19 protein-coding genes are annotated in these 26,138 nt (G+C 66.0%); 9 read left to right on the top strand and 10 right to left on the bottom strand.

From position 1 onward, the window contains the following. Nucleotides 1-288 precede the first annotated feature (288 nt). Together ACZ46Y_RS12125 and ACZ46Y_RS12130 are read left to right on the top strand one after the other, a co-directional pair. The gene (locus ACZ46Y_RS12125) at nt 289-1,422 is read left to right on the top strand and encodes a glycerate kinase (RefSeq protein WP_311952417.1); all 1,134 of its coding nucleotides are present in this window, start codon (nt 289-291) and stop codon (nt 1,420-1,422) included. Between the two features lie 161 nt (nt 1,423-1,583). Continuing rightward, nucleotides 1,584-2,060 (top strand): Dps family protein, encoded by a 477-nt coding sequence (locus ACZ46Y_RS12130; protein ID WP_311952420.1) that lies wholly within the window; start codon nt 1,584-1,586, stop codon nt 2,058-2,060. Nucleotides 2,061-2,108: 48 nt separating this feature from the next. On the opposite strand, the gene pepD is transcribed toward ACZ46Y_RS12130, so the two are convergent. Both pepD and ACZ46Y_RS12140 read right to left on the bottom strand, forming a co-directional pair. After that, entirely contained in the window at nt 2,109-3,584 is a 1,476-nt protein-coding gene (gene pepD, locus ACZ46Y_RS12135; RefSeq protein WP_311952423.1) for a beta-Ala-His dipeptidase, read from the bottom strand. Nucleotides 3,585-3,716: 132 nt separating this feature from the next. Continuing rightward, entirely contained in the window at nt 3,717-5,879 is a 2,163-nt protein-coding gene (locus tag ACZ46Y_RS12140) for a GNAT family N-acetyltransferase (RefSeq protein WP_311952427.1), read from the bottom strand. 147 nt (nt 5,880-6,026) lie between these two features. Here ACZ46Y_RS12140 and ACZ46Y_RS12145 point away from each other — a divergent pair, with 147 nt between their 5' ends. After that, nucleotides 6,027-7,739, top strand: coding sequence for an ABC transporter permease (locus ACZ46Y_RS12145; RefSeq protein WP_376717564.1), 1,713 nt, complete (start codon nt 6,027-6,029; stop codon nt 7,737-7,739). On the opposite strand, the gene ACZ46Y_RS12150 is transcribed toward ACZ46Y_RS12145, so the two are convergent. Further along, a complete protein-coding gene (locus ACZ46Y_RS12150) occupies nt 7,701-8,816 on the bottom strand; it encodes an ABC transporter ATP-binding protein (protein ID WP_311952557.1) in 1,116 nt (371 codons plus the stop codon). The two genes, ACZ46Y_RS12145 and ACZ46Y_RS12150, sit on opposite strands and share 39 nt — an antisense overlap. Nucleotides 8,817-9,070: 254 nt before the next feature. Here ACZ46Y_RS12150 and ACZ46Y_RS12155 point away from each other — a divergent pair, with 254 nt between their 5' ends. The 3 genes from ACZ46Y_RS12155 (at nt 9,071) to tenA (ending at nt 11,986) form a co-directional block, all read left to right on the top strand. Further along, nucleotides 9,071-10,096 carry a Fe(3+) ABC transporter substrate-binding protein gene (locus ACZ46Y_RS12155; protein ID WP_311952430.1) on the top strand — a complete coding sequence of 342 codons (1,026 nt, stop codon included), beginning with the start codon at nt 9,071-9,073 and terminating at the stop codon, nt 10,094-10,096. A 137-nt stretch (nt 10,097-10,233) separates the two neighbouring features. After that, nucleotides 10,234-11,226 carry a glycine betaine ABC transporter substrate-binding protein gene (locus ACZ46Y_RS12160; RefSeq protein WP_311952433.1) on the top strand — a complete coding sequence of 331 codons (993 nt, stop codon included), beginning with the start codon at nt 10,234-10,236 and terminating at the stop codon, nt 11,224-11,226. 91 nt (nt 11,227-11,317) lie between these two features. Then, complete coding sequence (tenA, locus tag ACZ46Y_RS12165; RefSeq protein WP_311952436.1) at nt 11,318-11,986, top strand: thiaminase II; 669 nt, start codon at nt 11,318-11,320, stop codon at nt 11,984-11,986. Between the two features lie 15 nt (nt 11,987-12,001). Here the strand turns inward: tenA and ACZ46Y_RS12170 are convergent, their stop codons facing one another. The 3 genes from ACZ46Y_RS12170 to ggt form a co-directional block, all read right to left on the bottom strand. After that, the gene (locus tag ACZ46Y_RS12170; RefSeq protein WP_311952438.1) at nt 12,002-12,682 is read right to left on the bottom strand and encodes a Fe2+-dependent dioxygenase; all 681 of its coding nucleotides are present in this window, start codon (nt 12,680-12,682) and stop codon (nt 12,002-12,004) included. Nucleotides 12,683-12,814: 132 nt separating this feature from the next. After that, the gene (locus ACZ46Y_RS12175; protein ID WP_311952440.1) at nt 12,815-15,028 is read right to left on the bottom strand and encodes a TonB-dependent receptor; all 2,214 of its coding nucleotides are present in this window, start codon (nt 15,026-15,028) and stop codon (nt 12,815-12,817) included. A 235-nt stretch (nt 15,029-15,263) separates the two neighbouring features. Continuing rightward, complete coding sequence (gene ggt / locus ACZ46Y_RS12180; protein WP_311952560.1) at nt 15,264-16,955, bottom strand: gamma-glutamyltransferase; 1,692 nt, start codon at nt 16,953-16,955, stop codon at nt 15,264-15,266. A gap of 304 nt (nt 16,956-17,259) precedes the next feature. On the opposite strand from ggt, the gene ACZ46Y_RS12185 reads away from it, so the two are divergent. Continuing rightward, nucleotides 17,260-18,051: a DUF2235 domain-containing protein gene (locus ACZ46Y_RS12185; RefSeq protein ID WP_311952442.1), complete on the top strand. Its 792-nt coding sequence runs from the start codon at nt 17,260-17,262 to the stop codon at nt 18,049-18,051. A 93-nt stretch (nt 18,052-18,144) separates the two neighbouring features. Next, nucleotides 18,145-18,642 (top strand): TspO/MBR family protein, encoded by a 498-nt coding sequence (locus ACZ46Y_RS12190; RefSeq protein WP_464380041.1) that lies wholly within the window; start codon nt 18,145-18,147, stop codon nt 18,640-18,642. Between the two features lie 99 nt (nt 18,643-18,741). Here ACZ46Y_RS12190 and polA read toward each other — a convergent pair whose 3' ends face one another. Beyond that, nucleotides 18,742-21,528, bottom strand: coding sequence for a DNA polymerase I (gene polA, locus ACZ46Y_RS12195; RefSeq protein ID WP_311952449.1), 2,787 nt, complete (start codon nt 21,526-21,528; stop codon nt 18,742-18,744). Nucleotides 21,529-21,741: 213 nt separating this feature from the next. Between polA and ACZ46Y_RS12200 the strand changes: the two genes are divergently transcribed. Further along, nucleotides 21,742-22,713 carry a homoserine kinase gene (locus ACZ46Y_RS12200; RefSeq protein WP_311952452.1) on the top strand — a complete coding sequence of 324 codons (972 nt, stop codon included), beginning with the start codon at nt 21,742-21,744 and terminating at the stop codon, nt 22,711-22,713. 16 nt (nt 22,714-22,729) lie between these two features. On the opposite strand, the gene ACZ46Y_RS12205 is transcribed toward ACZ46Y_RS12200, so the two are convergent. The 3 genes from ACZ46Y_RS12205 to ACZ46Y_RS12215 form a co-directional block, all read right to left on the bottom strand. Further along, nucleotides 22,730-23,794 carry an endonuclease/exonuclease/phosphatase family protein gene (locus ACZ46Y_RS12205; protein ID WP_311952456.1) on the bottom strand — a complete coding sequence of 355 codons (1,065 nt, stop codon included), beginning with the start codon at nt 23,792-23,794 and terminating at the stop codon, nt 22,730-22,732. 119 nt (nt 23,795-23,913) lie between these two features. Next, complete coding sequence (gene tdh / locus ACZ46Y_RS12210) at nt 23,914-24,939, bottom strand: L-threonine 3-dehydrogenase (RefSeq protein WP_311952460.1); 1,026 nt, start codon at nt 24,937-24,939, stop codon at nt 23,914-23,916. After that, the gene (locus tag ACZ46Y_RS12215; RefSeq protein ID WP_311952463.1) at nt 24,936-26,129 is read right to left on the bottom strand and encodes a glycine C-acetyltransferase; all 1,194 of its coding nucleotides are present in this window, start codon (nt 26,127-26,129) and stop codon (nt 24,936-24,938) included. The genes tdh and ACZ46Y_RS12215 overlap by 4 nt, the downstream gene beginning before the upstream one ends. Nucleotides 26,130-26,138 lie beyond the last annotated feature (9 nt).

Raw genomic sequence — 26,138 nt, forward strand, 5'->3', positions numbered from 1 at the left:
ATCTCCTTGTTCAACCGTTCGGGGCCTTTTCATGGCACTTCGGGTACCGATTCTGTCAACGCACAAGGCAGACGCCTTGGCGTATAGTCAGCCTAACAGCGTTTGCCGCCTCGATGGACAAAATAATCGGCGTCAAGGCGCCAAAAGGGCCGCGCTGCCTCTTTAACGGCGCGGCCACCGGCGCAAAAGGGTTCTCTTGCCGCGCTTGCCTGCTATGCTGCGGCGCTGTCACTCGACTTGGCCTTTCGTATAACAACCACCACCGATGACCCCTAAGGAGTTGGCACGATGCACGTTTTGCTCTGCCCCGACAGTTTCAAGGATGCCCTGAGCGCCCAGGACGCCGCCGATGCCATGGCCCGCGGCATACAGCGCGCGCTGCCCGAAGCGCACACGCACACCTGCCCCCTGGCCGACGGCGGGGAAGGCAGCCTGGAAGCGCTGATCATGGCCACCGGCGCCGAGCGCCGCGAAGCCAGCGTGCAGGACGCGCTGGGCCGCCCGGCTACCGCGACCTGGGGCTGGCTTGCCAACGAGCGCACGGCCTTTATTGAGCTTGCCGAGGCCAGCGGCCTGCAGGCGCTCACCCCGGCCGAGCGCGACGCCCGCACCACCACCACCTACGGCGTGGGCGAGCTGTTTAGCGCCGCCCTGGACGCCGGCGCGGAAAAAGCCCTGCTGCTGCTCGGTGGCAGCGCCACCAACGACGCCGGCGCCGGCATGCTGGCGGCCCTCGGCGCGCGCCTGCTCGACGCCGACGGCAAGGCGCTAGCCCCGGGCGGGGCAGCCCTTGCCAAGCTCGATACCCTGGATATTTCCGGCCTCGACCCGCGCCTGAAACAGCTGCAAGTAGAAGCCGCGGTGGACGTGGATAACCCGCTGCTCGGCAGCCACGGCGCCAGCGCCGTGTTTGGCCCCCAGAAGGGCGCCTCCCCCGAGGACGTCAAGGCGCTCGACGCCGCGCTTGGCCACTTTGCCGACATAAGCGCCGAAGCGCTTGGCCAGGACGACCGCGACATGGCCGGCGCGGGCGCGGCCGGCGGCATGGGCTTTGCCGCCCGGGCCTTCATGGGCGCGACGCTCAAGCCCGGTATCGACATGATCATGGAGCAGGCGGGCATGGCCGAGCGGCTTACAAAGGCCGACCTGGTCATCACCGGCGAAGGCAAGCTCGACGGCCAAAGCCTCTCGGGCAAGACGCCCATCGGCGTCTCCCGGGCGGGCAAGGCCGCCGGCAAGCCGGTCGTCGTGCTCGCCGGCGCGCTGGGCGAAGGCTGGCAGGCCTGCCACAGCGAAGGCGTTACCGCCGCCTTTGCCCTGGCCGACGGCCCCATCACTCTGGAAGGCGCCATGGCCCGCACCGCGGAGCTGCTGACCGACCGCTGCGACAGCGTTGCCCGCCTGTGGGGCAGTCGCCTGTAAGGCCCGGCCCTTATGAAGGTTCTTTGTAGCGGGTCCCTGGTGACCGGTCTGCGCGACCAATAGTCTGTATGGATGCCCGCCATAGCTTGTCATGGCGGGCATCATATTTTACAAATGTCATACAAAGCTTATCGGCCATACAGATTATTTGAGGAGGCAATATGAGTACCGTTAACAGCATTGGTCTGCAGCAGAGCAGCGCCGAACAGCTGGCCGAAAAACTCAACCAGCTGCTCGCCAACTACCAGGTCTTCTACATGAACGTGCGCGGCTATCACTGGAACGTGAAGGGCCAGGATTTCTTCCAGCTGCACGAGAAGTTTGAGGAGTTCTACGACGACCTGCTGACCAAGGTCGATGAAGTGGCCGAGCGCATTCTGACGCTTGGCTACACGCCGGTGCACGCCTACAGCGACTACATCAAGCTCTCGCGCATCAGCGAAGACAAGAACGTAAGCGACGGCCCCGCCTGCGTAAAAGGCATCGTCCAGGGCTTTCAGACCCTCATCGAGCTGCAGCGCGAAATGCTCAAGCTAACCGAAGACGCGGGCGACGAAGGCACCGCCGACCAGGCCGGCCAGTACATCCGCGAGCAGGAAAAAACCATCTGGATGCTCAACGCCTACCTGGGCCGCTAAGCACCTCGAACGGCACCCCGCGGGGTGCCGTTTTTTTGCCTGCCGGGGTCACTCGCCCTGCTGTTGCCCCAGCGCTTCAACCAGCGCCTGGAGCAGCGTCCAGAACTCCTCGACGGAGGCGATATCCACCCGCTCGTCGGGCGAGTGGGCGCCGCGAATCGTGGGGCCAAAGGAGATCATGTCCAGGTGCGGGTACTTGCTGCCCAGAATACCGCACTCGAGCCCGGCGTGGATGACCTTCACCGCCGGCTCGCGGCCCAGGCTCTCCTGATGGCAGTCGATGAACGTCGCCAGCAGCGGGCTTTTGGCGTTGGGCACCCAGCCCGGATAGCCGTGCGCGGCCTTGACCCGGGCGCCGATCAGCCCGAACAGCGCGCGAAAGCGGTCAACCATCGCGGTGACGGCGCTGTCGTGGAGCGAACGCACCAGCGCGCAGAGGTGAATGCGGCCGCCTTCCAGCTGCACCACGCCAAGGTTATTGGAGGTTTCCACCACGCCTTCCACCTCAGCGCTCATGCGCTCCACGCCGCAGGGCGCGGCATGGAGCGCCGCCACCAGCATGGCGCTGGCGTCCAGGTTGAGCGCCTCGCCGGGCACGTCGGCGGTGGCAGTGGGCCTGACGCCCAGGGCGAAGCTGCTGTCTGCCCGGCCAAGCTCGCCGCGCAGCGTCGCCTCGAGGGTTTGCACCTTGGCCGTCACCGCGTCGATTTCGTCTGCCGGCAGCGCCACCCGCGCAAACGCCTCCCGGGGGATGGCGTTGCGCAGGGTGCCGCCCTGATAGCTCACCAGCCGCGCGTCGGCAAACTCCAGCAGGCGCAGCACCCGCACCAGCAGGCGGTTGGCGTTGCCCAGCGGCCGGTGAATATCCATCCCCGAGTGGCCGCCCGCCAGGCCGGTCAGGGCGATATCCAGGCAGCGCTCGTGGGGCTCGATCGCCGTTTGCGGCAGCCGCGCATCGACCACCGCGTCGCTGCCGCCGGCGCAGCCGATGTAGGCCTCGCCCCGGGCTTCGCTGTCCAGGTTCAGCAGCAGGCTGCCCTCAAGCCAGCCCTCGTCGAGGTTGAGCGCCCCGCCCATGGAGGTTTCTTCCTCCAGGGTGAACAGCGCCTCCAGCGGCCCGTGGGCCACGTCAGCGCTTTCCAGCAGCGCCAGCGCCGCGGCCACGCCCAGGCCGTTGTCCGCGCCCAGGGTGGTGCCGTCAGCGTGAAGCCAGCCGTCTTTCGCGTAGGTGCTGATGGGGTCCCGGGTGAAGTCGTGGGGGTGATCGGCGTTGGCCTGGGCGACCATGTCCAGGTGGCCCTGCACAATCACGCCCGGAGCGTCTTCGCACCCTTTAGTGGCGGGCTTTTGAATCCGCAGGTTGCCGAAGGCGTCGCGGTCGTGGGCGAGGCCCAGATCGTCGGCCCAGGCTTCCAGCTTGGCCACCAGCGCCGCCTCGTGGCCGGAGGGCCGGGGCGTGTTGCACAGGGTGCGAAAGTGGCGCCAGACCGCCGTGGGGGCCAGCGCATCAAGATGTTCGTTCATGGGAGCTCGTCTCGTCGTTGATGCTGACACCTTACTCCCCTGGGCCAGCCGGCGAAAGATGGCATACCCCCTCTTCGGCCTGTCCCCGGCTCCTCGGAGGTAGCCAACTGCAATAGCTCTGGCCCGCCCGGTTTATCCTGCCCGGTCGGCCTTCAGCGCTTCCCACAGCACCGCCGCCGCGCGGCGCAGCGCCTCGGTGTGCTGCCGGCGGCTGCCGGCCAGGGGCCGGTTCTGATACGCCCAGCCGGCAAGCTCAGCGCAGGCGCCCTGAGCTGCCTCATCCAGCGGCCGGCGGGCAGCGGCCCGGGCCAGCGCCTGCAGCGCCGGGCGCGCCAGGCGCGGGTCGCGGCGGGCGTCGGCCACGTCTTCAATTGCCTGCTCCTGCTCGTCATCCAGCGCCGACGGCGGCAGCGTAGCCAGCAGCGCCGCCAGCGCCTGAGGCGGAAAGCCGTCGAGCTCGAAGGCCAGCAGCGCCGGCAGCTCCCGGGCAAAGCGCCGGCTAAGCGCGCCCTGCACCGCCTCGCCGCGCGGGGTCAGCTTGCGTGCCATCATCAGTGCATACTCGCCGGTGGCGGTGTCTCGGGAAATGCCCACGCGCACCGGGACAAACCCGGCGGCGAGCCAAAACGCCAGCAGGCCGGCCTCGGCGCCAAAGGTCGCGCCCAGCAGGTCCGCCCCGTCTTCCCGGGCCGCCTGCTCCGCCGCGGCCAGCAGCCGGCGCCCCGCGCCCCGGCGGCGGAGGTCAGGGTGCACAGCTATGCGCGTGACCCGCTGCCAGCGCGCGGTAAGCGCTTCCCGGCTGCCGCCGTGAGCGGCGAGCGACTGGGCGAGCAGATGCCCCTGGGGGCGGCGCTCGCCCCGGGCCACCTGCTCGGCAAGCGCTGTCTCAAAGCCGCCCTCGGCGCGCATCACCGCCACGCCCTCGGGGGCGCGCGCCGCGCCCAGCACGCCGATGCGGGTGGCCGGGCCGTCGAGGAGCTGGCGCACGTCGTCCGGCGTGGTGCGGTAGTGGGACTGCACTAGCAGGCCAAAAAGCGCCTCCAGCGCCGGCTCGTCCCGGGCTAGCGCCCTGCGCTCAAGCCAGCGTACAGCGCCGCCGTCGCGGTCTTCCGGTGCCGGCGGCGCGGCTTTCAACAGCAGCAGGCGATTGAGGGTCGCTTCCAGGGGGTCATCGGCGGCAAAGCGCACCGGGGTCTCCAGCGTTAGCCCCTGCCAGCCCGGCGTTTGCTCATCCAGCCGGGCGCGAAAGCGCAGGGCGAAGCCGCGCCCGGAGCCTTCGTAGCCGTGCACGGTGGTGGCAAAAGCCAGCCGCGGAAAGGCGGCCAGCCATTTGCCCAGCAGGGCCGGAGGAATCGCCGCGGCCTCGTCCACCATCAGGTAGCTGCCGTCGCCGCCCAGAGTGCCCGCCTCCACCGCCGCGCTCAGGGCGTCCGGGGCAATGAATTCGAGCACGCCGCCGCCTTCCACGACCAGCCGCCGGGACGCCTCGCCGCGAACGCCCGCCTCAACGGCGGCGTGGGCAAAGAGCGCCGCCGCGGCGTCCGGGCGCGGGGCGGTGACGGCGATGTGCGCGACACCCCGAGCCAGCAGTCGGGCGCAGGCGATGCCCAGCGCGGCGCTCTTGCCCCGGCCGCGGTCGGCGGTGATCACCAGCGGCCGGCGGCGCTTCAGCCGCGTGAGTTTGGCCACCGCCCGGGCCTGGTCGGCGGTCCGGCACGCCGAATCGTCCGCCGCGGGGACGGTTTCCGCCGCGGCAGAAATCCGGGGCAGCCGGGCCGCGGGGGCCTCCGCCGGCCAGCAAACCGCGCCGGCGTCGTGCGCCAACAGGCGCGCAAGCCTTGCCAGATAGTGCGCGCTCAGGGCCTGCCAGGCGTGGGGGTGGTCGGCGATGCGGCGGTAGTCGGCGTCGGGCCATTGGCCCCACTCTTCCGGGGTAATCAGCAGCAAAAGCCCGCCGGCGGTGAGCGTGCCGCCAAGCGCCCCCAGGGCGTCCGGATCCAGGCCCGCGGCGGTGTCCACCACGATCAGCCCGTGCTCCTGGCCCAGCCGGGTGCGGGCCTTGTTCGCCGGAAGCGCCGGGGGCGCCTTGGCGTCATCCAAGGCCGGCTCGCCCACCCACAGCGGCGCGCGCCAGTCGCGCGCCTGCCAAACGGCACGCGCCCGGCGGCGGCCGATCGCCGCATCGCCGCCGAGCCACACCAGCCGGCGGGCACGGCGGCGCTTAAGCCGGACGGCGTGGGCCAGTACGGCCGCCAGCCCGCGACGATCGTCGGCCGACGGCTTGGGATCACTCATGACGTCTCCTATCGCGGCGTCTTCTGCGCCGCGTCTTGTTTGACAGTGCTGCAGCCGGCTACCTGCGAATGATACTATTTGCCACCGAGATTTTGTCGCATTGTCGCCTGCCAACGGCTCTTACTCAGGCGCAAAGGAGGGTTTGTCTTGTCTCATTCCGCCAGTCGCGGGCTGCCCGCCCTCGCTCACCGGCTGCGTGCCGGCGTCAAACCGCGGTTCAGCCCCTGGGCAGCTATCCTCTTTGCCATTGCGCTGGTGGTGGCCCTGCCGGTGATCGTGGTGTTCAGCCACGTGTTTTTCCCCTCCGGCGACGTCTGGCAGCACCTGGCGTCCACGGTGCTTCCGCGCTACCTGACCAACACCTTCTGGATGGTGCTGTTTGTGGGCGTGGGCACCCTGGTGATCGGCACCGGCACCGCCTGGCTGGTGGTGATGTGTCGCTTTCCCGGCAAGCGGATTTTCGAGTGGGCGCTGCTGCTGCCGCTGGCGGTGCCCACCTACGTCATCGCCTACGCCTATACCGATTTTCTCCAGGTGGCGGGGCCGCTGCAAAGCCTGCTGCGCGAGCTCACCGGCTGGGAATACGGCGACTACTATTTCCCCAACGTGCGCTCGCTGGGCGGCGCGGCCACGCTGATCACCCTGGTGCTCTACCCCTACGTTTATCTGCTCGCCCGGGCGTCGTTTCTTGAGCAGTCGGTGTGCGTGCTGGACGTCGGCCGCACTCTGGGGCGCGGCCCCTGGCACATGTTCATGAGCGTGGCCGTGCCGCTTTCCCGCCCGGCGCTGGTGGGTGGCGTGTCGCTGGTGCTGATGGAGACGCTGAACGAGTTTGGCGCGGTGCAGTTTTTCGGCGTGGATACCTTCACCACCGGCATCTACCGCACCTGGTTCGGCCTCGGCGAGCCGGTGGCGGCAGCACAGCTGGCGGCCTGCCTGCTGGCGTTTGTGATTATGCTGGTGCTGCTTGAGCGCTGGTCCCGGGGCAAGCGGCGCTACTTTCAGACCACCAATCGCTACCAGCAGCTGCCCGAATACCGCCTGAGCGGCTGGCGCGCCGGCACCGCCCTACTGGCCTGCCTCCTGCCGGTGCTGGTGGGCTTTGTGCTGCCCGGCGGCATTCTGCTCAACCTGGCGATCGAACAGGGGGATTCGCTGTTCGGTGCGCGCTTCATCGGCTTTGCCGCCAACAGCCTGGGGCTTTCCGTGGGCGCGGCCATTCTCGCCGTGGGCATGGCGCTGCTGCTCAGCTACGGGGTGCGCATCCACAACACGACCTTTGCCCGGGTCAGCTCCCGGGTGGCGGCCATGGGCTACGCGATTCCCGGCTCGGTGGTCGCGGTGGGCATTCTGATTCCGTTCGCCTGGCTGGATAACGCCGTCAACGTCTGGACCCTCGACCAGTACGGCACGGTCGTCGGGCTGATCTTCAGCGGCTCGGCGTTTATCCTCATCTACGCCTACGTGGCGCGCTTTCTCGCCGTGTCGTTCAACGCCATCGAAGCAAGCCTGGGCAAGGTCACGCCGAGCATGGACGCCGCCGCGCGCACCCTGGGGCAAACTGCCGGCGGCACTCTGCGGCGCATTCACACGCCGATGATGCGCTCGAGCCTGCTGGCCGCGGGCATTCTAGTGTTCGTCGACGCCATGAAGGAGCTGCCCGCGACCATCATCCTGCGCCCGTTCAACTTCGATACCCTAGCCGTGCGGGCCCACAGCCTGGCCTCGGACGAGCGCCTGGCCGAGGCCTCGACGGCCTCGCTTGCGATTGTCGTGGTGGGGATTATTCCGGTGATTTTCCTGAGCCTGGCGATGCGCCGCTCACGCCCCGGGAGCGGCAAAGACGAAGACCTGGGATAGGTCCAGGTGAATGTCCACCGGCTGGCCTTCCGCGGGCAGAAACACCCCGGGCACCCGGGCGTGGAGGTGGGCTTCTTCATCGCCCGGGCCGTGGGCGCAAAGGTGGAGCAAACTCGAGCGCCCCAGCAGCTTGGCCATGACCACGTGGCTATGGGCGTGGGCCTTACCACACTCGTCGCTTTCGCTTACGCGCAGCGCCTCCGGGCGCACCATCACGATCGCGTCGCTGCCTTCGGGCAGCCAGCCCGCTTCCACGGTGCCCACCGGCGTTCTTACCTCGCCGTTTTCCACCACGCCGTAAAGCTCGTTGACCTCGCCGAAAAACGTCACCACGAACGGATCGCAGGGCGCGCAGTAAAGCTCGCGCGGGGTGCCGGTCTGGACGATCGTACCGTCGCGCATCAGCGCAATGCGGTCGGCCATGAACATGGCTTCTTCGGGGTCGTGGGTGACCAGCAGCGTGGCCGCGCCGACGTTTTTCAGCACGTGCAGGGTATCGTCGCGGATCTGGTCGCGAAGGCGCGCGTCCAGGCTGGAAAACGGCTCGTCGAGCAGCATCAGCCGGGGCTCCGGCGCCAGCGCCCGGGCCAGCGCTACGCGCTGCTGCTGGCCGCCTGAGAGCATGTGCGGGTAGGTGTCGGCGTACTCCGCCATGCCCAGCTGCTCCAGACGCGCCAGGGCCCGCTCCCGGCGCTTGCCCGAAGGCAGCGACTTGAGGCCGAACTTGACGTTTTCCAGCACCGACAGGTGCGGAAACAGCGCCGAATCCTGAAACGCCAGGCCGACGCTGCGCTTTTCCGGCGGCACGTGGCGCCGGCCAGGTGCCGCCACGGTCTCGCCTTCCAGGCCCACGCGCCCTTCCTGCAGCACCTCAAGGCCTGCGGCAATGCGCAAAAGCGTGGTCTTGCCGCAGCCCGAAGGCCCCAGCAGGCAAACCACCTCGCCGGGCTCCACGGTAAGCTCCACGCCCTTGACCACCGGGTGGCGGTCAAAGCGGTGGTGCACGTCGCTGAGCGAAAGCGCCGCGACCGGCGCGGCGGTCTCTGTGGTTTGCCGGGGTGCCGTCGGCGTCGTCATGGTTGCCATTATCGTATCCCGCCGTTGTTGGAGCAGCGGGTGCCAGTACCGCTGCTAAAATAACTGAAAGCTATTCGCATTCTATTTTGTCCTGCCGCGCAATGCATCCATTGTGCGGCCGAGCGCGTGATGCGATTTGCCGCACCGGTAACGGCGCGGGGCCGCAGGCGCTTGACGTCAACTTTTCAAACCGGTTAAATGGCCGCGAACTATAATGCAATTTATTATCATTCAACCTAAAAGGATGTTCGACGATGAAACCAACGCGCCTCGCCGCTTCCATGGCTGCCGTTGTCGCGGGCAGCGCCTTCGCGACCTCGGCGCTGGCTGACGAAATCAACGTCTACTCGGCTCGCCACTACGACTCCGACGACACGCTCTACGAAGCGTTCACCGACGAAACCGGCATTGACGTCAACGTGCTGGAAGGCGATTCCGACCAGCTCATCGAGCGCATCCAGCGCGAAGGGGTGGCAAGCCCCGCCGACGTCATGATCACCGTTGACGCCGGCCGCCTGTGGCGCGCCGAGGACGAAGGCATCTTCCAGAGCGTCGAATCCGACGTGCTCGACGAGCGCGTCCCGGAGTCCATGAGCCACCCGGACGGCCTGTGGTTCGGCTTTAGCCAGCGCGCCCGGGCGATCCTCTACAATCGCGACGCCGTCGACCCAAGCGACATCACAAGTTACGAAGACCTGGCCGACGACCGCTTCGAGGGCGACATCTGCATCCGCTCGTCGAATAACATCTATAACCAGTCCCTGCTTGCCTCAATGATCGCCGAACACGGCGAAGAAGAAGCCGAAGAGTGGGCCCAGGGCATCGTCGACAACATGGCGCGCGACCCGGAAGGCGGTGACACCGACCAGATCCTCGGCGTCGCCAGCGGCGAATGCGACCTGGCCGTGGCCAACCACTACTACTACGTGCGCCTGCTCAAGTCGGACGACGACGCCGAGCGCAAAGCAGCGCGCAAGGTTGGCATCATCTTCCCCAACCAGGACGGCCGCGGCACCCACGTTAACGTCGGCGGCGCCGGCGTCGTCGAGAACTCGCCGAACCGCGACAACGCCGTGCGCTTCCTCGAATTCCTCGCCTCCGACACCGCCCAGGAAATCTTCGCCTCCGGCAACAACGAGTTCCCGGTGGTTGACAGCATCCACAAGGATCCGGTGCTGGAATCCTGGGGCGACTTCAAGAAAGACGATGTTAACGTCAGCGTCCTGGGGGAAAACAACCCCGAAGCCGTACGCATCTTTGACCGCGTCGGCTGGCGCTAAGCCCGCGCGCTAGCCCGCACAGGGCATAAAAGCGCCGCGCTCCCCGAAGCGGCCCGCCTCGGCGGGCCGCTTTACGTTGCAGTTCCCAACCGGCAGGACTAGAGTCGGTCCTGTCGCAGCAACTATAAGGAGCCCGGATGAAATCGCGCTTACGCTTGTCTCGCCGCTTTACCCTCCACGCCAGCCTGGCCGCCGGCGCCCTCGGCACCGCCCTGCTTGCCACACCGCTTGTCGCCAACGCCGCCGAAGAACCCGCCGCCGTGCGTTTTGCCGTACCTCCCTGGCCCGGCGTTACCGTCAAGTCCGAACTTGCCGCCACGCTGTTTGATGCCCTGGGCTATAAGCCACGGCAAAAAGAGCTGGGCGCCACCATCGCCTATCAGGCGCTGGGCGAAAACGAGCTCGATGCCTACCTGGCCTCCTGGCTGCCCGCCCAGCAGGGCATGTACGACACCGCCACCAGCGGCAAGAACGCGCTGGTCGACCTGGGCACCAACGTGGACGGCGCACGGCTTGGCTTTGTCGTGCCCGACTACATCCACGCAGAAGGCTATACCTCGGGCGAAGATCTGTGCAGCAAGGAGCTGCAGGAAAAGGCCGGCGGCACGATCTATTCCATTGAAGTCGGCTCCGGCACCAGCGACCTGCTCTCCGACATGCAGGAAAACGGCACCTATTGCCTGGACGAATGGGAGCTTTCGGAAACCTCGGCCTCGGGCATGTTCAGCCAGGCCAAGTCGACCATGGATCGCAACGAGTGGATCGTCTTCTACGCCTGGACGCCGCACTGGGCCACCATCGAATACGACATTGAGTTTCTCGACGACCCGGAAGACGCCTGGGGCCCGGACGGCGGCCGCAGCGACGTGCGCACCCTGACGACCCAGCAATTCGCCGACAGCAACCCCAACGCCACGCGGCTGCTGGAACAAATCGTCTTCACCGCCGACGAGCAGAGTGAAATGATCAGCGGGCTGAGCTTTGAAGACCGCCCCGTTGACGACGTCGCCATGAGCTGGCTGAAAGACCACCCGGCCAAGGTGAAAGAGTTTCTCGACGGCGTCTCCACCCGCAGCGGCGAACCCGCCTGGCCCGTAGTCAAGGATAAACTCGACCTCCCCGACGCCTGAGGCACGGCGAGTACCGCAAGCAAAAATCCGTCATGAAACGGCCGCCCAAGGGCGGCTGAAGCGGCTAGCTTGCCCAACGACCGGAGATATCATGAGCTATCGCTTTACCGATCTAACCGCAGCCTGCGCTGACGAGTGGCGCGCCTATATCGAGCACGACTTCGTGCGCCAGCTGGCCGCCGGCACCCTGGAAGACGAGGCGTTTCGCCACTACCTCAAGCAGGACTATCTGTTTCTGATGCACTTCGGGCGCGCCTATGCGCTGGCCGTCTACAAGAGCCGCGACATGGCCGAGCTGCGCCACAGCCTGGAAGGCCTCAAAACCATCATCGACGTCGAGCTTGCGCTGCATATCGACTATTGCCGCGAATGGGGTATCCCGGAATCTGACCTGGCCACACTGCCCGAAGCTCGCGCCACCATGGCCTACACCCGCTACGTGCTGGACACCGGCAACCGCGGCGACCTGCTCGACATGCACGTGGCCCTCGCTCCTTGCCTGGTGGGCTACGGCGAGATTTCCCAGTGGCAGGCCCGGCAGCCCTTCACCGTACGCGGCGACGCCAACCCCTATGAAAAGTGGCTGCAGATGTACGAAAGCGACGCCTTCCAGGGGGCAATGCGCGACGAAATCGCCTGGCTCGATACCCGCCTGGCCGACGTGACGCCCGAGCGTTTCGCCCAGCTGACCACGACCTTCCGCGACGCCACGCGGCTGGAAATCGACTTTTGGCAGATGGGGCTCGACCGCGCCGACTGATCAATGCGTCGCGCCTCACATCCCCCAGCGGCGCAGCAGGTTATGGTAGACGCCGGTGAGCTGGACGCTTGCCGCGCTGTCGGCACCCAGTTCCTGATGGACCTGCTGGATGGAGGTGTCCAGGTCGAACAGCAGGCTGCGCTGGCCTTCGTCGCGCACCATGCTCTGGATCCAGAAAAACGCCCCGAGGCGCGCGCCCTGGGTCACCGGCGTGACCCGGTGAAGGCTCGAGGCCGGGTAGAGGATCAGATCCCCCGCTGGCAGCTTGACGCTGTGGGCGCCGTAGGTGTCCTCGACGATCAGCTCGCCGCCTTCGTAGGTATCCGGCTCGCTGAAAAACAGCGTCGCCGAAAGGTCCGTGCGCAGGTACTCGCCCCGGCTCTGGTCCAGGCGCATGGCGTTGTCCACGTGCAGGCCAAAGGACTGCCCGCCCTGGTAGCAGTTGAACAGCGGCGGAAAAATTCGCTCGGGCAAGGCCCCGGCGATAAACAGCGGGTGGCGCTGCACCGCCTGGCTGACGACCTGGCTCAGGTGGCGGGCCACGTCGGAGTCTTCGGGCAGCTGCAGGTTGTCCTTGGCCATGGCCGACTGAAAGCCGGCGGTGGCCTTGCCGTCCTGCCACTGCGCCTGGAGCAACAGCTCGCGGCATTCGGCCACCTGGGCCTTGTCGAACACCTCGGGGACGTGAAGCATCATGGCGGTATCTCCTTGATAAGCGGATAAGCCCCGACCCGGCGCCTTGAAAGGCCGCCGGGCCGGGGTTGGTTGGCATCAATCGAATGTCGGCGTCTGGCAATCGCCCTTAACAGCGGCCTTTCAAACCGATTTTTAAAAACGATAGTCCAGCGTCAGCACCCCCGAACGGCCGTCGCCGATCTCCACCGCGGAGCCCCGGGAATCGGTACCCGGACGGCCGCGCACGCCGTCAACGTATTCCTCGTCAAAGAGGTTGTTGACGTTGAGCTGAGCGCTCAGCTGGTCGTTGAAGCGGTAGGCCACCATGGCGTTGTGCAGCCAGTAGTCGTCCACCTTGGCGGCCACGTCCGAGGCCACGTGGCGCTCGTCCACGTACTGGGCGCCGTAGCCTACCTGCACGGCGTTAGTGATGTCGTAGGTCGACCACAGGCTCAGGCTGTGCTCCGGGGTGTTGCCCAGGGAGTGCCCTTCGGGGTCGCGGCCGTTGGTCTGGGCGCCGGCGATGGACTCGCGGGTTTCGCTGTCCAGGTAGGTGTAGTTGGCGTAAACGTCCCAGGCATCGGTCAGCTCGCCGGTCATGCCCAGCTCCACGCCCTGCACGCGCTGCTCGCCGGCCAGATAAAGGTCGCCGTTGGCGTCGCGCTCGCGCACGTCGTCCTTGTCCACACGGAACAGCGCGCCGGTTAGCCCCAGCCGGCCGTTCATCAGCTCCCACTTGGCGCCCAGCTCCCAGGTCTTGCTCTTCTCCGGGGAGAGGCTTTCCCCGCCGTCGCCCCGGGGCAGGCCGCCGGAGGTGGCGAGGTTTTCCGCCGAGGGGCTGAACGAGGTGCCGTAGGCCAGGTACACCCGGCCGTTATCGGCCGGCTTGTAGACCACGCCGGCGCGGCCGCTCAGCTCCTTGTCGCTGGTGCGGGTGCGCTGGTTGTCGTCCTTGTCCACGGCTTCGCCGTCGATCCAGTCGTGGCGCAGGCCCAGGGTCAGGTCCCACTGGGGGTTGAAGCTCACGGTGTCGAAGGCGTAGATCGCCTGGTTGTTCAGCGTCGCTTCGTTAGCGCCGCGGGGCGTGTAGGTGGTGCCGCCGTCCCAGCGCCCGGGCGGGTTGCCGATGTCGTAGCCGCCGTCAGGGTACGGGTGGGCGTCCGACCCCAACCCCAGGTTGGAAGCGGTGCGGTCGTAGGTTTCCCGGGAGAATTCGGCGCCCACCAGCAGCTCGTGCTTGAGCGAGCCGGTGTCGAAGCTCGTGCTCAGCTGGGTCTGGTTGATCCACATCTCGGTGGTCACGTCGCGGCGGTAGGCCTGGGGGCCGGCGGGCTTGTAGCGCCCGGGCGCAAGCCCTTCCATGTCCGTATGCGGCGCGGAGATGGTGGTATCGCGGTCGAGGTGCGTATAGCGGGTCTTGTTTTCCAGCCGGGTTGCGGCGGTGAAATCGTGCTCGACCTGAAGGGTAGCGCTGTCGCTTGTGATGTCTTCGCCGTCGAGGTTGCGCCAGCCGTAGTAGGCCTCGTGGTCGATCCCCGGCAGCACCTCACCGTCTTTGGCGGGCAGCCCATAGTCCAGCAGGTTGTCGTCTTCCTGGTGGACGTAGGAAAACGTCGCGCGGGTGGTGTCGTTCAGCCCCACGGTCAGCGACGGTGCGATGCCGAAGCGCTCCTCCTCGATGTCGTCGCGTCCCGGCTTGTCGTTTTCGTGAGCCATCAGGTTCAGGCGGAAGGCGCTGTCGGTGCCCAGCCCTTCAAGGGTCTGGTTGGCGTCGAGCGTGGTGCGGTGATAGCTGTCGGTGCCGATCCCCACGCTTGCGTCGACGAAGTCGCGCTGCTGCGGGGTCTTGCTGATCATGTTGACCACTCCGCCGCTGGTTCCCGCGCCGCCGAAGACCGAGCTTGGGCCCTTGATCACTTCGACCCGCTCGACGTTGAACATGTCGGTGCGGTTGTTCTGGCTGCTGTCGCGCAGGCCGTCCACCTTCATGTTGGCGTTGGCGCTGAAGCCGCGGATGTTGATTTTGTCGCCGGAGCCGCCGCCGCCCTCGCCGGCGTCAAAGGTAATGCCCGAGACGTTGGACAGCACCCGGCGCAGGCTCAGCGCCTGCTGCTCCTCGATGACCTTTTCCGGCACCGCGGTCACGGTTTGCGGGGTATCCAGCAGCGGCTTGACGAACTTGTCCGAGGCGGAATATTCAACCTTGTTGCCGGTATTCTTCTCGCCGACCACGGTGACGGCATCAAGCTCGGTGGTTTCGGTAGACTGCGCCATGGCCGGCAGGCTGGTGGAGGCCACAGCGAAGCTCGCGGCGGTGGCAAAGGCGCGGTAGGGCGAACGGCGGGTCGCGGTAATACCAGAATTCACTTGTCAGATCCTTATGAGTGCTTTTTGTAAAATAAGTCAGGGGGATGGCTTATGAAAGCGACTCATTCTCAAGTGCATCCTGTTTCTAGTCAAGATGAATGTGAATCGTTCCCGACTGTTGTGTGTTCGGTCGCGCACAAAAACCGGCCGCGCCCGGCTCTGGCCCGGGAAGATAACCCACCGGGAATCAGGAACCAGGCGCGACCGGCTGGTCGACTATGGCGTAACGGCTGCTTTAGAGGCCGATCGCCGAGGACGTAGAGCGCCGCGGATCGGCGCCGCCGTAGAAGACACCGTCCTCAATGACGATGGACTGGGCGGCGCCCATGGCGGATTGATGGCTGATGGTGTGGCCGCGCTGCTCCAGCAGCTCCAGGGTATCCGGGCTGAAGCCGGCTTCCACACGGATTTCATCGGGCAGCCACTGGTGGTGCATGCGCGGCGCGCTGACCGCCGACTGAACGTTCATGTCGTGGTCGATGACGTTCATCAGCACCTGCAGCGTGGTGGTGATGATGCGCGAGCCGCCGGGGCTGCCGGTGATCAGGAAGTTCTTGCCGTCCTTCTTGACGATGGTCGGGGTCATCGACGACAGCATGCGCTTGCCGGGCTCGACCTTGTTGGCCTCGCCGCCGATCAGCCCGTAAGCGTTGGGCACGCCGGGCTTGGCCGAGAAGTCGTCCATCTCGTTGTTGAGCAGAAAGCCCGCGCCATCCACCACGATGCCCGAGCCGTAGCTGAAGTTGATGGTGTAGGTGTTGGAGACCGCCAGGCCGCTGTCGTCGACCACCGAAAAGTGCGTGGTTTCGCTGGACTCGTAGGCGGTGGGCTCGCCTGCGCTAATCTCGTCGCTGGGCGTGGCCCGGTCCATGTCGATCTGCTCGCGCAGCTCGTCGGCATAGTCGGTGGAGGTGATGCCGCCGAGCGGCACATCGACGAAATCGGTATCGCCCAGGTACTCGGCGCGGTCGGCGTAGGCGCGCTTCATCGCCTCGGCCATGACGTGCATGGTGTCGGCGGCGCCAAAGCCCATCTCACCGATGGGGAAGTCCTCCAGCACGTTGAGCATCTGCACGATATGGGCACCGCCGGACGAGGGCGGGCTCATGGCGTAGATGTCGTGCTCGCGGTAGGTGCCGTGGCTGGGCTCGCGAATCACCGGCTCGTAGCCGGCCAGGTCGTCCATGGTCATCAGGCCGCCGTGCTTGTCCATTTCGTCGACCAGCAGGCGGGCCGTTTCCCCTTCGTAGAACTCGCTGGCGCCCTCCTCGGCGATGCGCTTGAGCGTGGCGGCGAGCTCCGGCTGGCGAAATATCTCGCCGGCCTGGTAGGAAGAGCCGTCCTCCTTGAAGAATTTCGCCATGCTGGAGTCCCAAGGCTCAAAGCGCTCACGGGTGTCTTCCAGGCCCTTGACGAAGCGCGGCGGCACGGCAAAGCCGTCCTCGGCCAGGCGAATGGCCGGCGCCAGCGCTTCGGCAAGGCTCAGGGTGCCGTACTCTTCCAGCGCCAGCGCCAGACCGGCAACGGTGCCCGGCACGCCGGAGGCCAGGTGGGTGTAGCGCGAGCGGTCGGTGACGGCGTCGCCCTCCTCGTCCTGGAACATGGTCTCGGTAGCGCCGCTGGGTGCGGTCTCGCGATAGTCGATGGCGATAACCTCGCCGCTGTCCTCGTCGGAAATCAGCATGAAGCCGCCGCCGCCGATGTTACCCGAGCGCGGCTGGGTCACGGCCAGCGCGAAGCCCGCGGTCACGGCGGCGTCAACGGCATTACCGCCGTTCGCCAGCACGTCGCGCGACACTTCGGACGCCAGCGTATGGCTGGTGGCCACCATGCCCTGAGAGCTCTCCTGGGGATGAAAGCGCTCGCCTTCGAGAATGGCCTCCTGGGCCATGGCAAACGGCGACAGCAGCAGCGTACCCGCCAGCACGCCGGCGGCCAGTCCCTTGAGCGGAAACGCGCGGCCCGGCGCCACGGCGCGGGCCGTAGAATGATATCGATCCACAAGCCTATCCTTATTATATTGAATGAGCTGTTGATGGTAGAGGACAGCGGCGCTTGTCGCCATTGTGCGCCAACTCAGCGGTGCTCAAGCCCCGCTCGAATCTTCACCAAACCCTTGCTTGCCCTCACTGACTAAACGCCCCGCCCTGCCTACGCTGAAGGTAACCGGTACATCGCCCGCACAAAAGCGGCCAAGCGATGACGCCGTATCTTTCAAAGCAGGAGCCACCATGACAAAACAAAGGCTGATCCTCTTTTTCGACGGCACCTGGAACGACCCCCAAGACCGCACCAACGTCTTTCGCCTGGCCCAGCATATCCATGAGTACGACGGCGATATCCGGCAGCGGTTTTTCTACGACCCGGGCGTAGGCAATGGAAAGTTCGTGCGCCTTGCCGGCGGGGCGTTTGGCTATGGTCTGAGCAAGAATTTACGGCAAGGCTACGACTGGCTTGCCAGGCGCTATGCCGAAGGCGACGACATCTGGATATTCGGCTTCAGCCGCGGAGCCTATACGGCCAGAAGCCTGGCCGGGCTGATCCGCAAGTGCGGGCTGTTGCGCATTGTTACGCCCGGCCTGCTGGACAGGGCCGAGGAAATCTACCGGGATAAAAAGCTAAAACCCGACGACGAGCCGTGCGACATATTCAAACGCCACTACGGCCGCACGCCGCGGATTCACTTCATCGGCGTATGGGATACCGTCGGCGCGCTGGGCGTGCCGGGGACGCGGTTTACCGAGCAGCGCAAGTATTCGTGGCACGATACCGAACTTTCCAGCATCGTGGATTACGCCTACCACGCGGTAGCGCTTGACGAACACCGCGCCGCCTACGAAGTGCCCCTGTGGGTCAGCCGGGACGGGCGGAAAAAGCCGGGAAACCGAGAGGTCGAACAGCGCTGGTTCATCGGCGCCCACGCCAACGTCGGCGGCGGCTACGGCGACGACCCGCTGGCCGATATTCCCCTCCAGTGGATGAGCGAAAAGGCAAGCGATGCCGGCCTGAAGCCGCCGGGGTAGATGGGGGAGGTTAGCGTCAGCAAAGTTTTATCGGCAACCGCCCCCTGTGAAAGAATCTTTAACCTTGGATTTAACGAACAACCGGAGTTCCCTATGCCACCACTCTCGAAAAAGAAGCAAGCACTTGGCCTACTCGGCTGGCTGACGGTGAGCTTTGCGGCGTCTGCCGTAGGAGCTGTTGCCTCGATACAGGCCAGCGCCTTCTACGGTCAGCTTGTGCAGCCTGACTGGGCGCCGCCCGCCTCAATCTTTGGGCCGGTGTGGACGACGCTTTACGCGCTGATGGGCATTGCCGCCTGGCTGGTCTGGCGGCTGGGCGGATTTCAGCGCCAGCGGTGGGCGCTGACGCTGTTTCTCGTGCAGCTTGCGGTAAACGCGCTGTGGAGCTGGGTGTTCTTCGTCTGGCACCAGGGCGCGCTTGGGGTTTTCAATATCCTGCTGCTGATTGTGCTGGTCGCGGCGACGATCGTTGCTTTTTGGCGGGCGCAGCGGCTTGCCGGTGCCCTTCTCTTGCCTTATCTGCTGTGGATTAGCTTCGCCGCTGCGCTCAACTATTCGGTGTGGCAGCTGAATCCGCAGGTGTTGGGATAACACGCCATAGGCGCCTTCCGGCGCCTTCGCCCGGCACAGCCGGCCTCCTACAAAAACACAGCGCTGCCATTCGCCATTTTCCGGTGCTCTATTGCCCTATCAGTGCGCTTCGTCCCAGTGGGTGCCGCTTTCGGCTTCGACGGTGAGCGCGACGCTTAGGCTGGCGGCGTTTTCCATGCGTTTGGCGACTTCCTGCTTGAAGGCGTCGATGCGGTCTTCGGCGACTTCGAAGACGAGCTCGTCGTGGACCTGCATCACCATCAGCGCGTCAAATTTGCCCTCCTGCAGCCAGGCGTCGACGTCGATCATGGCGCGCTTGATGATGTCCGCGGCGGTGCCCTGCATGGGCGCGTTGATCGCGGTGCGCTCGGCGGCCTGGCGGCGGTTGCGGTTCTGGGCGTTGATCTCGGGCAGGTAGAGCCTCCGGCCGGCGACGGTTTCGACGAAGCCGTCCTCGGCGGCCTGGGCGCGGATGCGCTCCATGTAGCGGCCCACGCCTGGGTAGCGGTCAAAGTAGCGGTCGATGTAGGTCTGCGCCTGGTTGCGCTCGATGTGCAGCTGGCGGGAAAGCCCCCAGGCGCTCATGCCGTAGATCAGCCCGAAGTTGATGGCCTTGGCGCTGCGCCGCTGATCGCTGGTGACCTTGTCCAGGGGCGGGCCGAACACCTCGGCGGCGGTCGCGGCGTGGATGTCCTTGCCTTCGGCGAAGGCCTTGAGCAGGCCTTTGTCTTCAGACAGATGCGCCATGATGCGCAGCTCGATCTGGGAGTAGTCGGCGGCGACCACGCGATAGCCGGGACGTGCGGTAAACGCCTGGCGGATCTTGCGCCCTTCTTCGGTGCGGATGGGGATGTTCTGCAGGTTGGGATCCGACGACGACAGCCGCCCGGTGGCGGTCACTGCCTGATGGTAGCTGGTGTGCACCCGCCCGGTGGCGGGGTTGACCAGCCGGGGCAGCTTGTCGGTGTAGGTGGACTTGAGCTTGGAAAACCCCCGGTGCTCGATGATGACCTTGGGCAGCGGATAGTCCAGCGCCAGCTCTTCGAGCACGGCTTCCGCCGTGGACGGTGCGCCCTTGGGGGTTTTCTTGAGCACGGGGATTTTCTGCTCGTCAAACAGGATCTCGCCCAGCTGCTTGGGCGAGCTTAAGTTGAACTCACGCCCGGCAAGCTCAAAGGCCTTTTGCTCCAACTCGTGAATGCGCGTCTCAAGCGCCTTGCTCTGGGCGTGCAGGCGCTCCACGTCCAGCGCTACACCGGCGCGCTCCATGCGCGAGAGCACCGGAATCAGCGGCAGCTCAAGGGTCTCCAGCACCTCCGCCAGCCGGCCTTCTTTTTCCACCTGAGGCGTTAGGGTATCCAGCAGGCGCAGGGTGATATCCACGTCCTCGCAGGCGTAGGGCACAGCCTGCTCCAGCGCTACCTGGTTGAAGGTGAGCTGCTTGGCGCCCTTGCCCGCGACCTCCTGGAACGACGTGGTGGTCTCGCCCAGGTACTTCAGCGCCAGCGAGTCCATGTCGTGGCGGGTGGCGGTGGAGTTGAGCACGTAGGACGCAAGCATGATGTCGGCCAGCGGCGGTGCCACTTCGATGCCGTAGCTTGCCAACACGGAAATATCGTACTTGAGGTTCTGGCCGATTTTGGTCTTGGCAGCGCTTTGCCAGATCGGCGTCAGCGCTTCGAGCACGGCGCGGCGATCGAGCTGGTCCGGAGCGTCGAGGTAGTCGTGGGCCAGCGGAATATACGCCGCCTCGCCGGCTTCAAGGGCGATGCCTACGCCGACGATTTCCGCCTCCATGTAGTTGAGGCTGGTGGTTTCCAGGTCAAAGCAGAAGCGCTCGGCCCGGCTCAGCCGTTCGAGCCAGGCGTCAAGCTCCTGTTGCGTGGTGATCACCACGTCCTGCCGCTGGCTTTGGGCCGTCGGCTGGCCCTCGCTTTCGCCGCTGTCGCTGCCGTCGGCGGCGCTGGGCGCGGGGGTGCCGCCGACAACGTCGTCCACGCCTTCGTCCCGGCCTTCCAGCAGCTCGTTAAGCTCGCGCTTGAACTCAAGCTCGCGGTAAAGCCCGACCAGGGCGTCGCGGTCCGGGTGGGCGATCTCCAGGTCGTCGAGGCCGGCGGGCAGCTCGCAGTCGGTCTTGATGGTGGCAAGGTCAAAGGAGAGGAACGCCTGATCGCGGTGCGCTTCGAGCTTTTTGGGCAGCGTCTTGGCGCCGCGAAAGCCAAGCGTGGTGACGCGCTCCAGATCGCCGTAGACGGTCTCCAGCCCGCCGTTCATGCCCTGCAGCAGCCCCAGCGCGGTTTTCTCCCCGACGCCGGGTACGCCGGGAATGTTGTCGACCTTGTCGCCCATGAGCGCGAGAAAGTCGATGATCCGCTCCGGCGGCAGGCCGAACTTGTCCTCGACGCCGGCGACGTCCAGGGTTTCATTTTTCATGGTGTTGACCAGCGTAATATGGTCGTTGACCAGCTGGGCCATGTCCTTGTCGCCGGTGGAAATCACCGCGTCGCGACCGGCATCGGTGGCGTGGCGGGCAAGCGTGCCGATAACGTCGTCGGCCTCGACTCCCTCAATGCACAAAAGCGGCAGCCCCAGCGCCCTGACGCACTGGTGCAGCGGCTCAATCTGGCTTCTGAGGTCGTCGGGCATCGGCGGGCGGTTCGCCTTGTACTCCTCATAAAGCGCGTCGCGAAAGGTTTTGCCCGGGGCGTCAAACACCACCGCCATGGGGCTTTCGGGATAGTCCTTGATCAGGCGCTTGAGCATATTGAGCACGCCCTTGACCGCGCCGGTTGGCTGACCTGCGGAGGTGGTCAGCGCCGGCAGCGCGTGAAACGCCCGGTAGAGGTAGGAGGAGCCGTCAACTAAAACGATCGGTGCGCGAGCCATAGCCAGTATCCGTTGCCGAAGAGAGAGGTCAGAAAACAAGGGCGATAAAATCTTGCCGGCCATAATACGCCCAGTGCCGCCGCTCCGGCGAGCACCGACGTCTTTTCCACCGGGTATGGGGCTAAGGCATGACGGCGGTCTACCGCCGCAGCGCTGCCAAGTCAGAGTTCAAGCCGCTACAATACGAGGCTTGGCAACCTGAGCGAGATTCTCATGGCTGTATTCACTCCGCTTGGCGACGCGCAGGTCGCTACGTTTCTGGAATCTTTTGACGTGGGCCGCTTCGTGTCGCTACAGGGCGTTGCCGGCGGCACGGAAAATTCGACGTTTTTTGTTACCACCGACCGCTGCGAGCTGGTGCTCACGCTGTTTGAACAGGGCGAGCAGGAGGAGCTTCCGTTTTTTGTCGACCTGCTCGACTACCTCGACGCGTATCGCCTGCCGATTCCCGGCCCGGTTCACGACCGCGACGGCGTGGCGCTCAAGCGCCTGGCCGACAAGCCGGCGCTGCTGTTCCCGCGCCTGCCCGGCCGCCACCCGGAAAACCCCAACCTGGAGCAGTGCCGGGTAATAGGCGATACCCTTGGCCGGATGCATCAAACCTCCCGGCATTTTTCCGGGCTCCGCCCCAACCCACGAGATTTGAGCTGGCTGCAGGCCATGCACCACAAGGTGCTGGGTTTTTTGCGCCAGGAAGACCAGACGCTGATGAAAAACGCCGTGGACGACTTCGAAGGCGAGTTCGCCTCCCGGGGTGAGCTGCCCCAGGGCGCGCTGCACGGCGACCTGTTCCGCGACAACACTCTGTTCGAGGGCGATCGGCTCGGCGGCATCATCGATTTTTACAACGGCTGCACCGGCGACCTGCTGTTTGATCTTGCCATCGTGATCAACGACTGGGCCACCGATGAAGACGGCCGCCTGGATCAGGCGCGCCACGACGTCATCATCAACGCCTATCAGGCGCGCCGGGCGCTCACCGCCGACGAGCGCGCGCTGTGGCCGACCATGCTGAGCATGACCGCGCTGCGCTACTGGCTCTCGCGGCTGCTGGTGGTGTACGTCAATCCGCCGGCGCACGACCTCACGCCCCACGACCCCACGCAGTTTCGCACCATTTTCAAAGCGCGCCAGATGCACGGCACCCTGCCGCTGCCCGAGGCCCCGGCCACCGCAGCGGGCTAGCCCGGCATGCCGCGCGCTAATCCTGACTTTGCCGCTGAGCCTCGCCAACGGTGTCCGCGGCCTCTTCGCGGTCGTCGCCGTCGGCCTCGGGGGCGTCGTTCTCATCGGTGCGCGAGGGCTGCAGGCAGAGCGTGGCCATGATGGGAAAATGGTCCGAGCCGATGGACTTGAGGCGGCGCATCGCGGTCAGGGTAAAGTGCTCGCTGACGAAGATATGATCCAGCGGCCAGCGCAACAGCGGATACTTGGCGTGAAAGGTGCTGAACATGCCCCGCCCCCGGCGCGGGTCCAGCATGTGGCTCACCCGGCAGAACATCCGCGTGGAGCGCGACCAGGCCACGTCGTTAAGATCGCCGGCGGCAAGCGTGGGCTTCGGGTCGCGATGAATCATCTGCCCCACCAGCAAAAGCTCGCCGTCGCGCCACAGCGAGGTTTCGCTTTCGCTGGGGGCCGGCGGGCGCGGGTGCAGGGCATAAAAGCGGACGCGCTCGCCGTTGGGCAGCACAAGCCAGGTATGTATGGATGGAATGTCGTCCTGGATCAGCCACTTGACCTCGGCCTCTTCCAGCGGCAGGCGGGAATACAGGTGCATGCCGTAGAGGTTGTCCAGCGGAATTTTTACGCTGTGCGGCCAGCCTTCGTCCAGCGCCGGGTCCAGCTGCTCCTGCCACCAGTCGTCGCTTTCAAGCGTCAGCACTACGTCGGGCTTGAGCGCCTTGATCTGCTCGGTGAGCCGGTGCGCCTGGCGGTTGGGGGTGAGCACGTTGGCTACCAGCAGCGTTACGCAGCGCGCCTCGTCGCCGTCCGGGTCGGTGGGCTGCACGGTAATCGAGGCAAGCCGAGTATAGGGCAGGATGCGGTGCAGCTGCACGGCCACCACCAGGGCGTTGGCAAGCATCAGCCACAGGCGCGCGTCGGCCTCGGCAAAGGCCGAGAGCACCAGGCACAGCGCGGCAAGGCTTGCGATCTGCAGCCGGGGAAACTCGCAGGCGCGCGCCCACCACTGGTGAACGGGAATGCGCCCCAGGGTGGTAGCGGCCAGCAGGATGGCGGTGGCAGCGGTGAGAACAAGGGTGAGCATGGGCGGCATCCGGCTGGGTGAATAACGGCGTGATAACGAACGTTCAGCATGCCCAATAAACGGCCCCGGCGCAAAAGTCGCCGCGGGCCTCGCTCACTCCTGCGCTTGAACGTGCGCGCCTAGTCCCAGCTCATCACCACCTTGCCCGAGCTGCCCTCTTCCACCACGGCAAAAGCCTGCTCGAAGTCGTCGATGGCCAGGCGGTGGGTGATGATCGGCTCGAGATCCAGCCCCGACTGGATGAGGCTTGCCATCTTGTACCAGGTCTCGAACATTTCCCGGCCGTAGATGCCGCGAATGGTCAGCCCCTTGAAGATGACCCGGCTCCAGTCGATGGGCATCTCGCCCGGGGGGATCCCCAGCATGGCGACCTTGCCGCCGTGGTTGATGGCGTCGAGCAGCTGGTCGATGGCCGAGGCCACGCCGGACATTTCCAGCGCCACGTCGAAGCCTTCGCTCATGGAAAGCTCGGCCATGACGTCTTCCAGAGACTCCCGGGCGACGTTGACGCCCCGGGTCACGCCCATGCGCCGGGCAAGGGCCAGGCGCTCGTCGTTGACGTCGGTGATCACCACGTGGCGCGCGCCTACGTGGCGGGCCACGGCGGCGGCCATGATGCCGATGGGCCCAGCGCCGGTGATCAGCACGTCCTCGCCCACCAGGTCAAACGCCAGCGCGGTGTGCACGGCGTTGCCGAAGGGATCGAAAATCGCCGCCAGATCAAAGGAGACGTCGTCGGGCAGCTTGAACAGGTTGTAGGCGGGCAGCGTCATGTACTCGGCAAAGGCGCCCTGGCGGTTGACGCCCACGCCGATGCTGTTGCGGCACAGGTGGCGCAGCCCGGCCCGGCAGTTGCGGCAGTAGCCGCAGGTCACGTGGCCTTCGCCGGAAACGCGGTCGCCCACGGCAAAGCCGTCCACGCCCTCGCCCAGAGCAACGATCTCGCCGCTGTATTCGTGGCCGGTGATCATCGGCACCGGCACGGTTTTCTGCGCCCACTCGTCCCAGTGGTAGATGTGCAGGTCGGTGCCGCAGATCGAGGTGCGGCGGATTTTAATCAGCACGTCGTTGTGGCCGGGCACGGGCACGGGTGCGTCAACCATCCAGATGCCGGGCTCGGCGCGGCTCTTGGCAAGGGCTTTCATGAGATGACCTCCAGCTCGCGGCCGATACGGGTAAAGGCCTCCAAGGCCGCGTCGATCTGCTCGGGCGTGTGCGCCGCCGACATCTGGGTGCGAATGCGCGCCTGCCCTCGGGGCACTACCGGGTAGGAAAAGCCGATGACGTAGATGCCCTCGGCGAGCAGGCGCTCGGCGAAGGTGGAGGCCAGCCGGGCGTCGCCCAGCATTACCGGGATGATCGGATGGTCCGCGCCGGTCAGGGTGAAGCCCGCCTTCTCAAGACCTTCGCGGAAGCGCGCGACGTTGTCCCACAGCCGTCGGCGAAGCTCGCCGCCCTGCTCGACCCTATCCAGCACCTCAAGGCTTGCCGCGACGATCGGCGGCGCCAGGGCGTTGGAGAACAGATACGGCCGGGAGCGCTGGCGCAGCCATTCGGCAATCGCTCCGCGGGCGGCGGTGACCCCGCCCGAGGCGCCGCCCAGCGCCTTGCCAAGCGTGGTGGTGATGATGTCCACCCGGCCCATGACGCCGTGGTATTCGTGGGTGCCGCGGCCGCCCTCGCCGAGAAAGCCGGTGGCGTGGCAGTCGTCGATCATCACCATGGCGTCGTACCTTTCTGCGAGATCGCAGATGGCGGTGAGGTTGGCGACCACGCCGTCCATGGAGAACACGCCGTCGGTGGCGATGAGCTTGAAGCGCGCGCCCGCGGCGTCGGCCTCCTGCAGTCGGGCCTCAAGCTCAGCCATGTCGTTGTTGGCGTAGCGGTAGCGGCCGGCCTTGCACAGGCGGATGCCATCGATGATCGAGGCGTGGTTGAGGGCGTCGGAAATCACCGCGTCTTCGGGCCCCAAAAGCGTCTCGAACAGCCCACCGTTGGCGTCAAAGCAGGAGGCATAGAGGATGGCGTCGTCCATGCCCAGAAAATCTGCCAGGCGATGCTCCAGCCGGCGGTGCTCGGCGTGGGTGCCGCAGATAAAGCGCACCGAGGCCATGCCCAGGCCCAGCTCGTGCAGGCCGCGCTCGGCGGCCTTGATCAGCGCCGGGTCGTCGGCCAGCCCCAGGTAGTTGTTGGCGCAGAAGTTGATCACCTCGCCCTGGGCTACGCTGATCCGCGCCCGCTGGGGCGACATCAGCTCGCGCTCGTGCTTGTAGAGGCCTTCTTCGTGAAGCTCGTCGAGCCGGCTCTTGAGCTCTCGCTGAAACGCCTGGGTCATGGGGTTGTT

The sequence above is a fragment of the Halomonas garicola genome (genome assembly GCF_055382465.1).

Bases quoted from the DNA above. Each gene is read 5' to 3' on its own strand.
- ACZ46Y_RS12125 (WP_311952417.1), top strand. From the start codon at position 289: ATGCACGTTTTGCTCTGCCCCGACAGTTTCAAGGATGCCCTGAGCGCC.
- ACZ46Y_RS12150 (WP_311952557.1), bottom strand. From the start codon at position 8,816: ATGACGACGCCGACGGCACCCCGGCAAACCACAGAGACCGCCGCGCCG.
- ACZ46Y_RS12130 (WP_311952420.1), top strand. From the start codon at position 1,584: ATGAGTACCGTTAACAGCATTGGTCTGCAGCAGAGCAGCGCCGAACAG.
- pepD (WP_311952423.1), bottom strand. From the start codon at position 3,584: ATGAACGAACATCTTGATGCGCTGGCCCCCACGGCGGTCTGGCGCCAC.
- tenA (WP_311952436.1), top strand. From the start codon at position 11,318: ATGAGCTATCGCTTTACCGATCTAACCGCAGCCTGCGCTGACGAGTGG.
- ACZ46Y_RS12205 (WP_311952456.1), bottom strand. From the start codon at position 23,794: ATGCTCACCCTTGTTCTCACCGCTGCCACCGCCATCCTGCTGGCCGCT.
- ACZ46Y_RS12155 (WP_311952430.1), top strand. From the start codon at position 9,071: ATGAAACCAACGCGCCTCGCCGCTTCCATGGCTGCCGTTGTCGCGGGC.
- ACZ46Y_RS12160 (WP_311952433.1), top strand. From the start codon at position 10,234: ATGAAATCGCGCTTACGCTTGTCTCGCCGCTTTACCCTCCACGCCAGC.
- ACZ46Y_RS12190 (WP_464380041.1), top strand. From the start codon at position 18,145: ATGCCACCACTCTCGAAAAAGAAGCAAGCACTTGGCCTACTCGGCTGG.
- ACZ46Y_RS12170 (WP_311952438.1), bottom strand. From the start codon at position 12,682: ATGATGCTTCACGTCCCCGAGGTGTTCGACAAGGCCCAGGTGGCCGAA.
- polA (WP_311952449.1), bottom strand. From the start codon at position 21,528: ATGGCTCGCGCACCGATCGTTTTAGTTGACGGCTCCTCCTACCTCTAC.
- ACZ46Y_RS12140 (WP_311952427.1), bottom strand. From the start codon at position 5,879: ATGAGTGATCCCAAGCCGTCGGCCGACGATCGTCGCGGGCTGGCGGCC.
- ACZ46Y_RS12185 (WP_311952442.1), top strand. From the start codon at position 17,260: ATGACAAAACAAAGGCTGATCCTCTTTTTCGACGGCACCTGGAACGAC.
- tdh (WP_311952460.1), bottom strand. From the start codon at position 24,939: ATGAAAGCCCTTGCCAAGAGCCGCGCCGAGCCCGGCATCTGGATGGTT.
- ACZ46Y_RS12215 (WP_311952463.1), bottom strand. From the start codon at position 26,129: ATGACCCAGGCGTTTCAGCGAGAGCTCAAGAGCCGGCTCGACGAGCTT.
- ACZ46Y_RS12200 (WP_311952452.1), top strand. From the start codon at position 21,742: ATGGCTGTATTCACTCCGCTTGGCGACGCGCAGGTCGCTACGTTTCTG.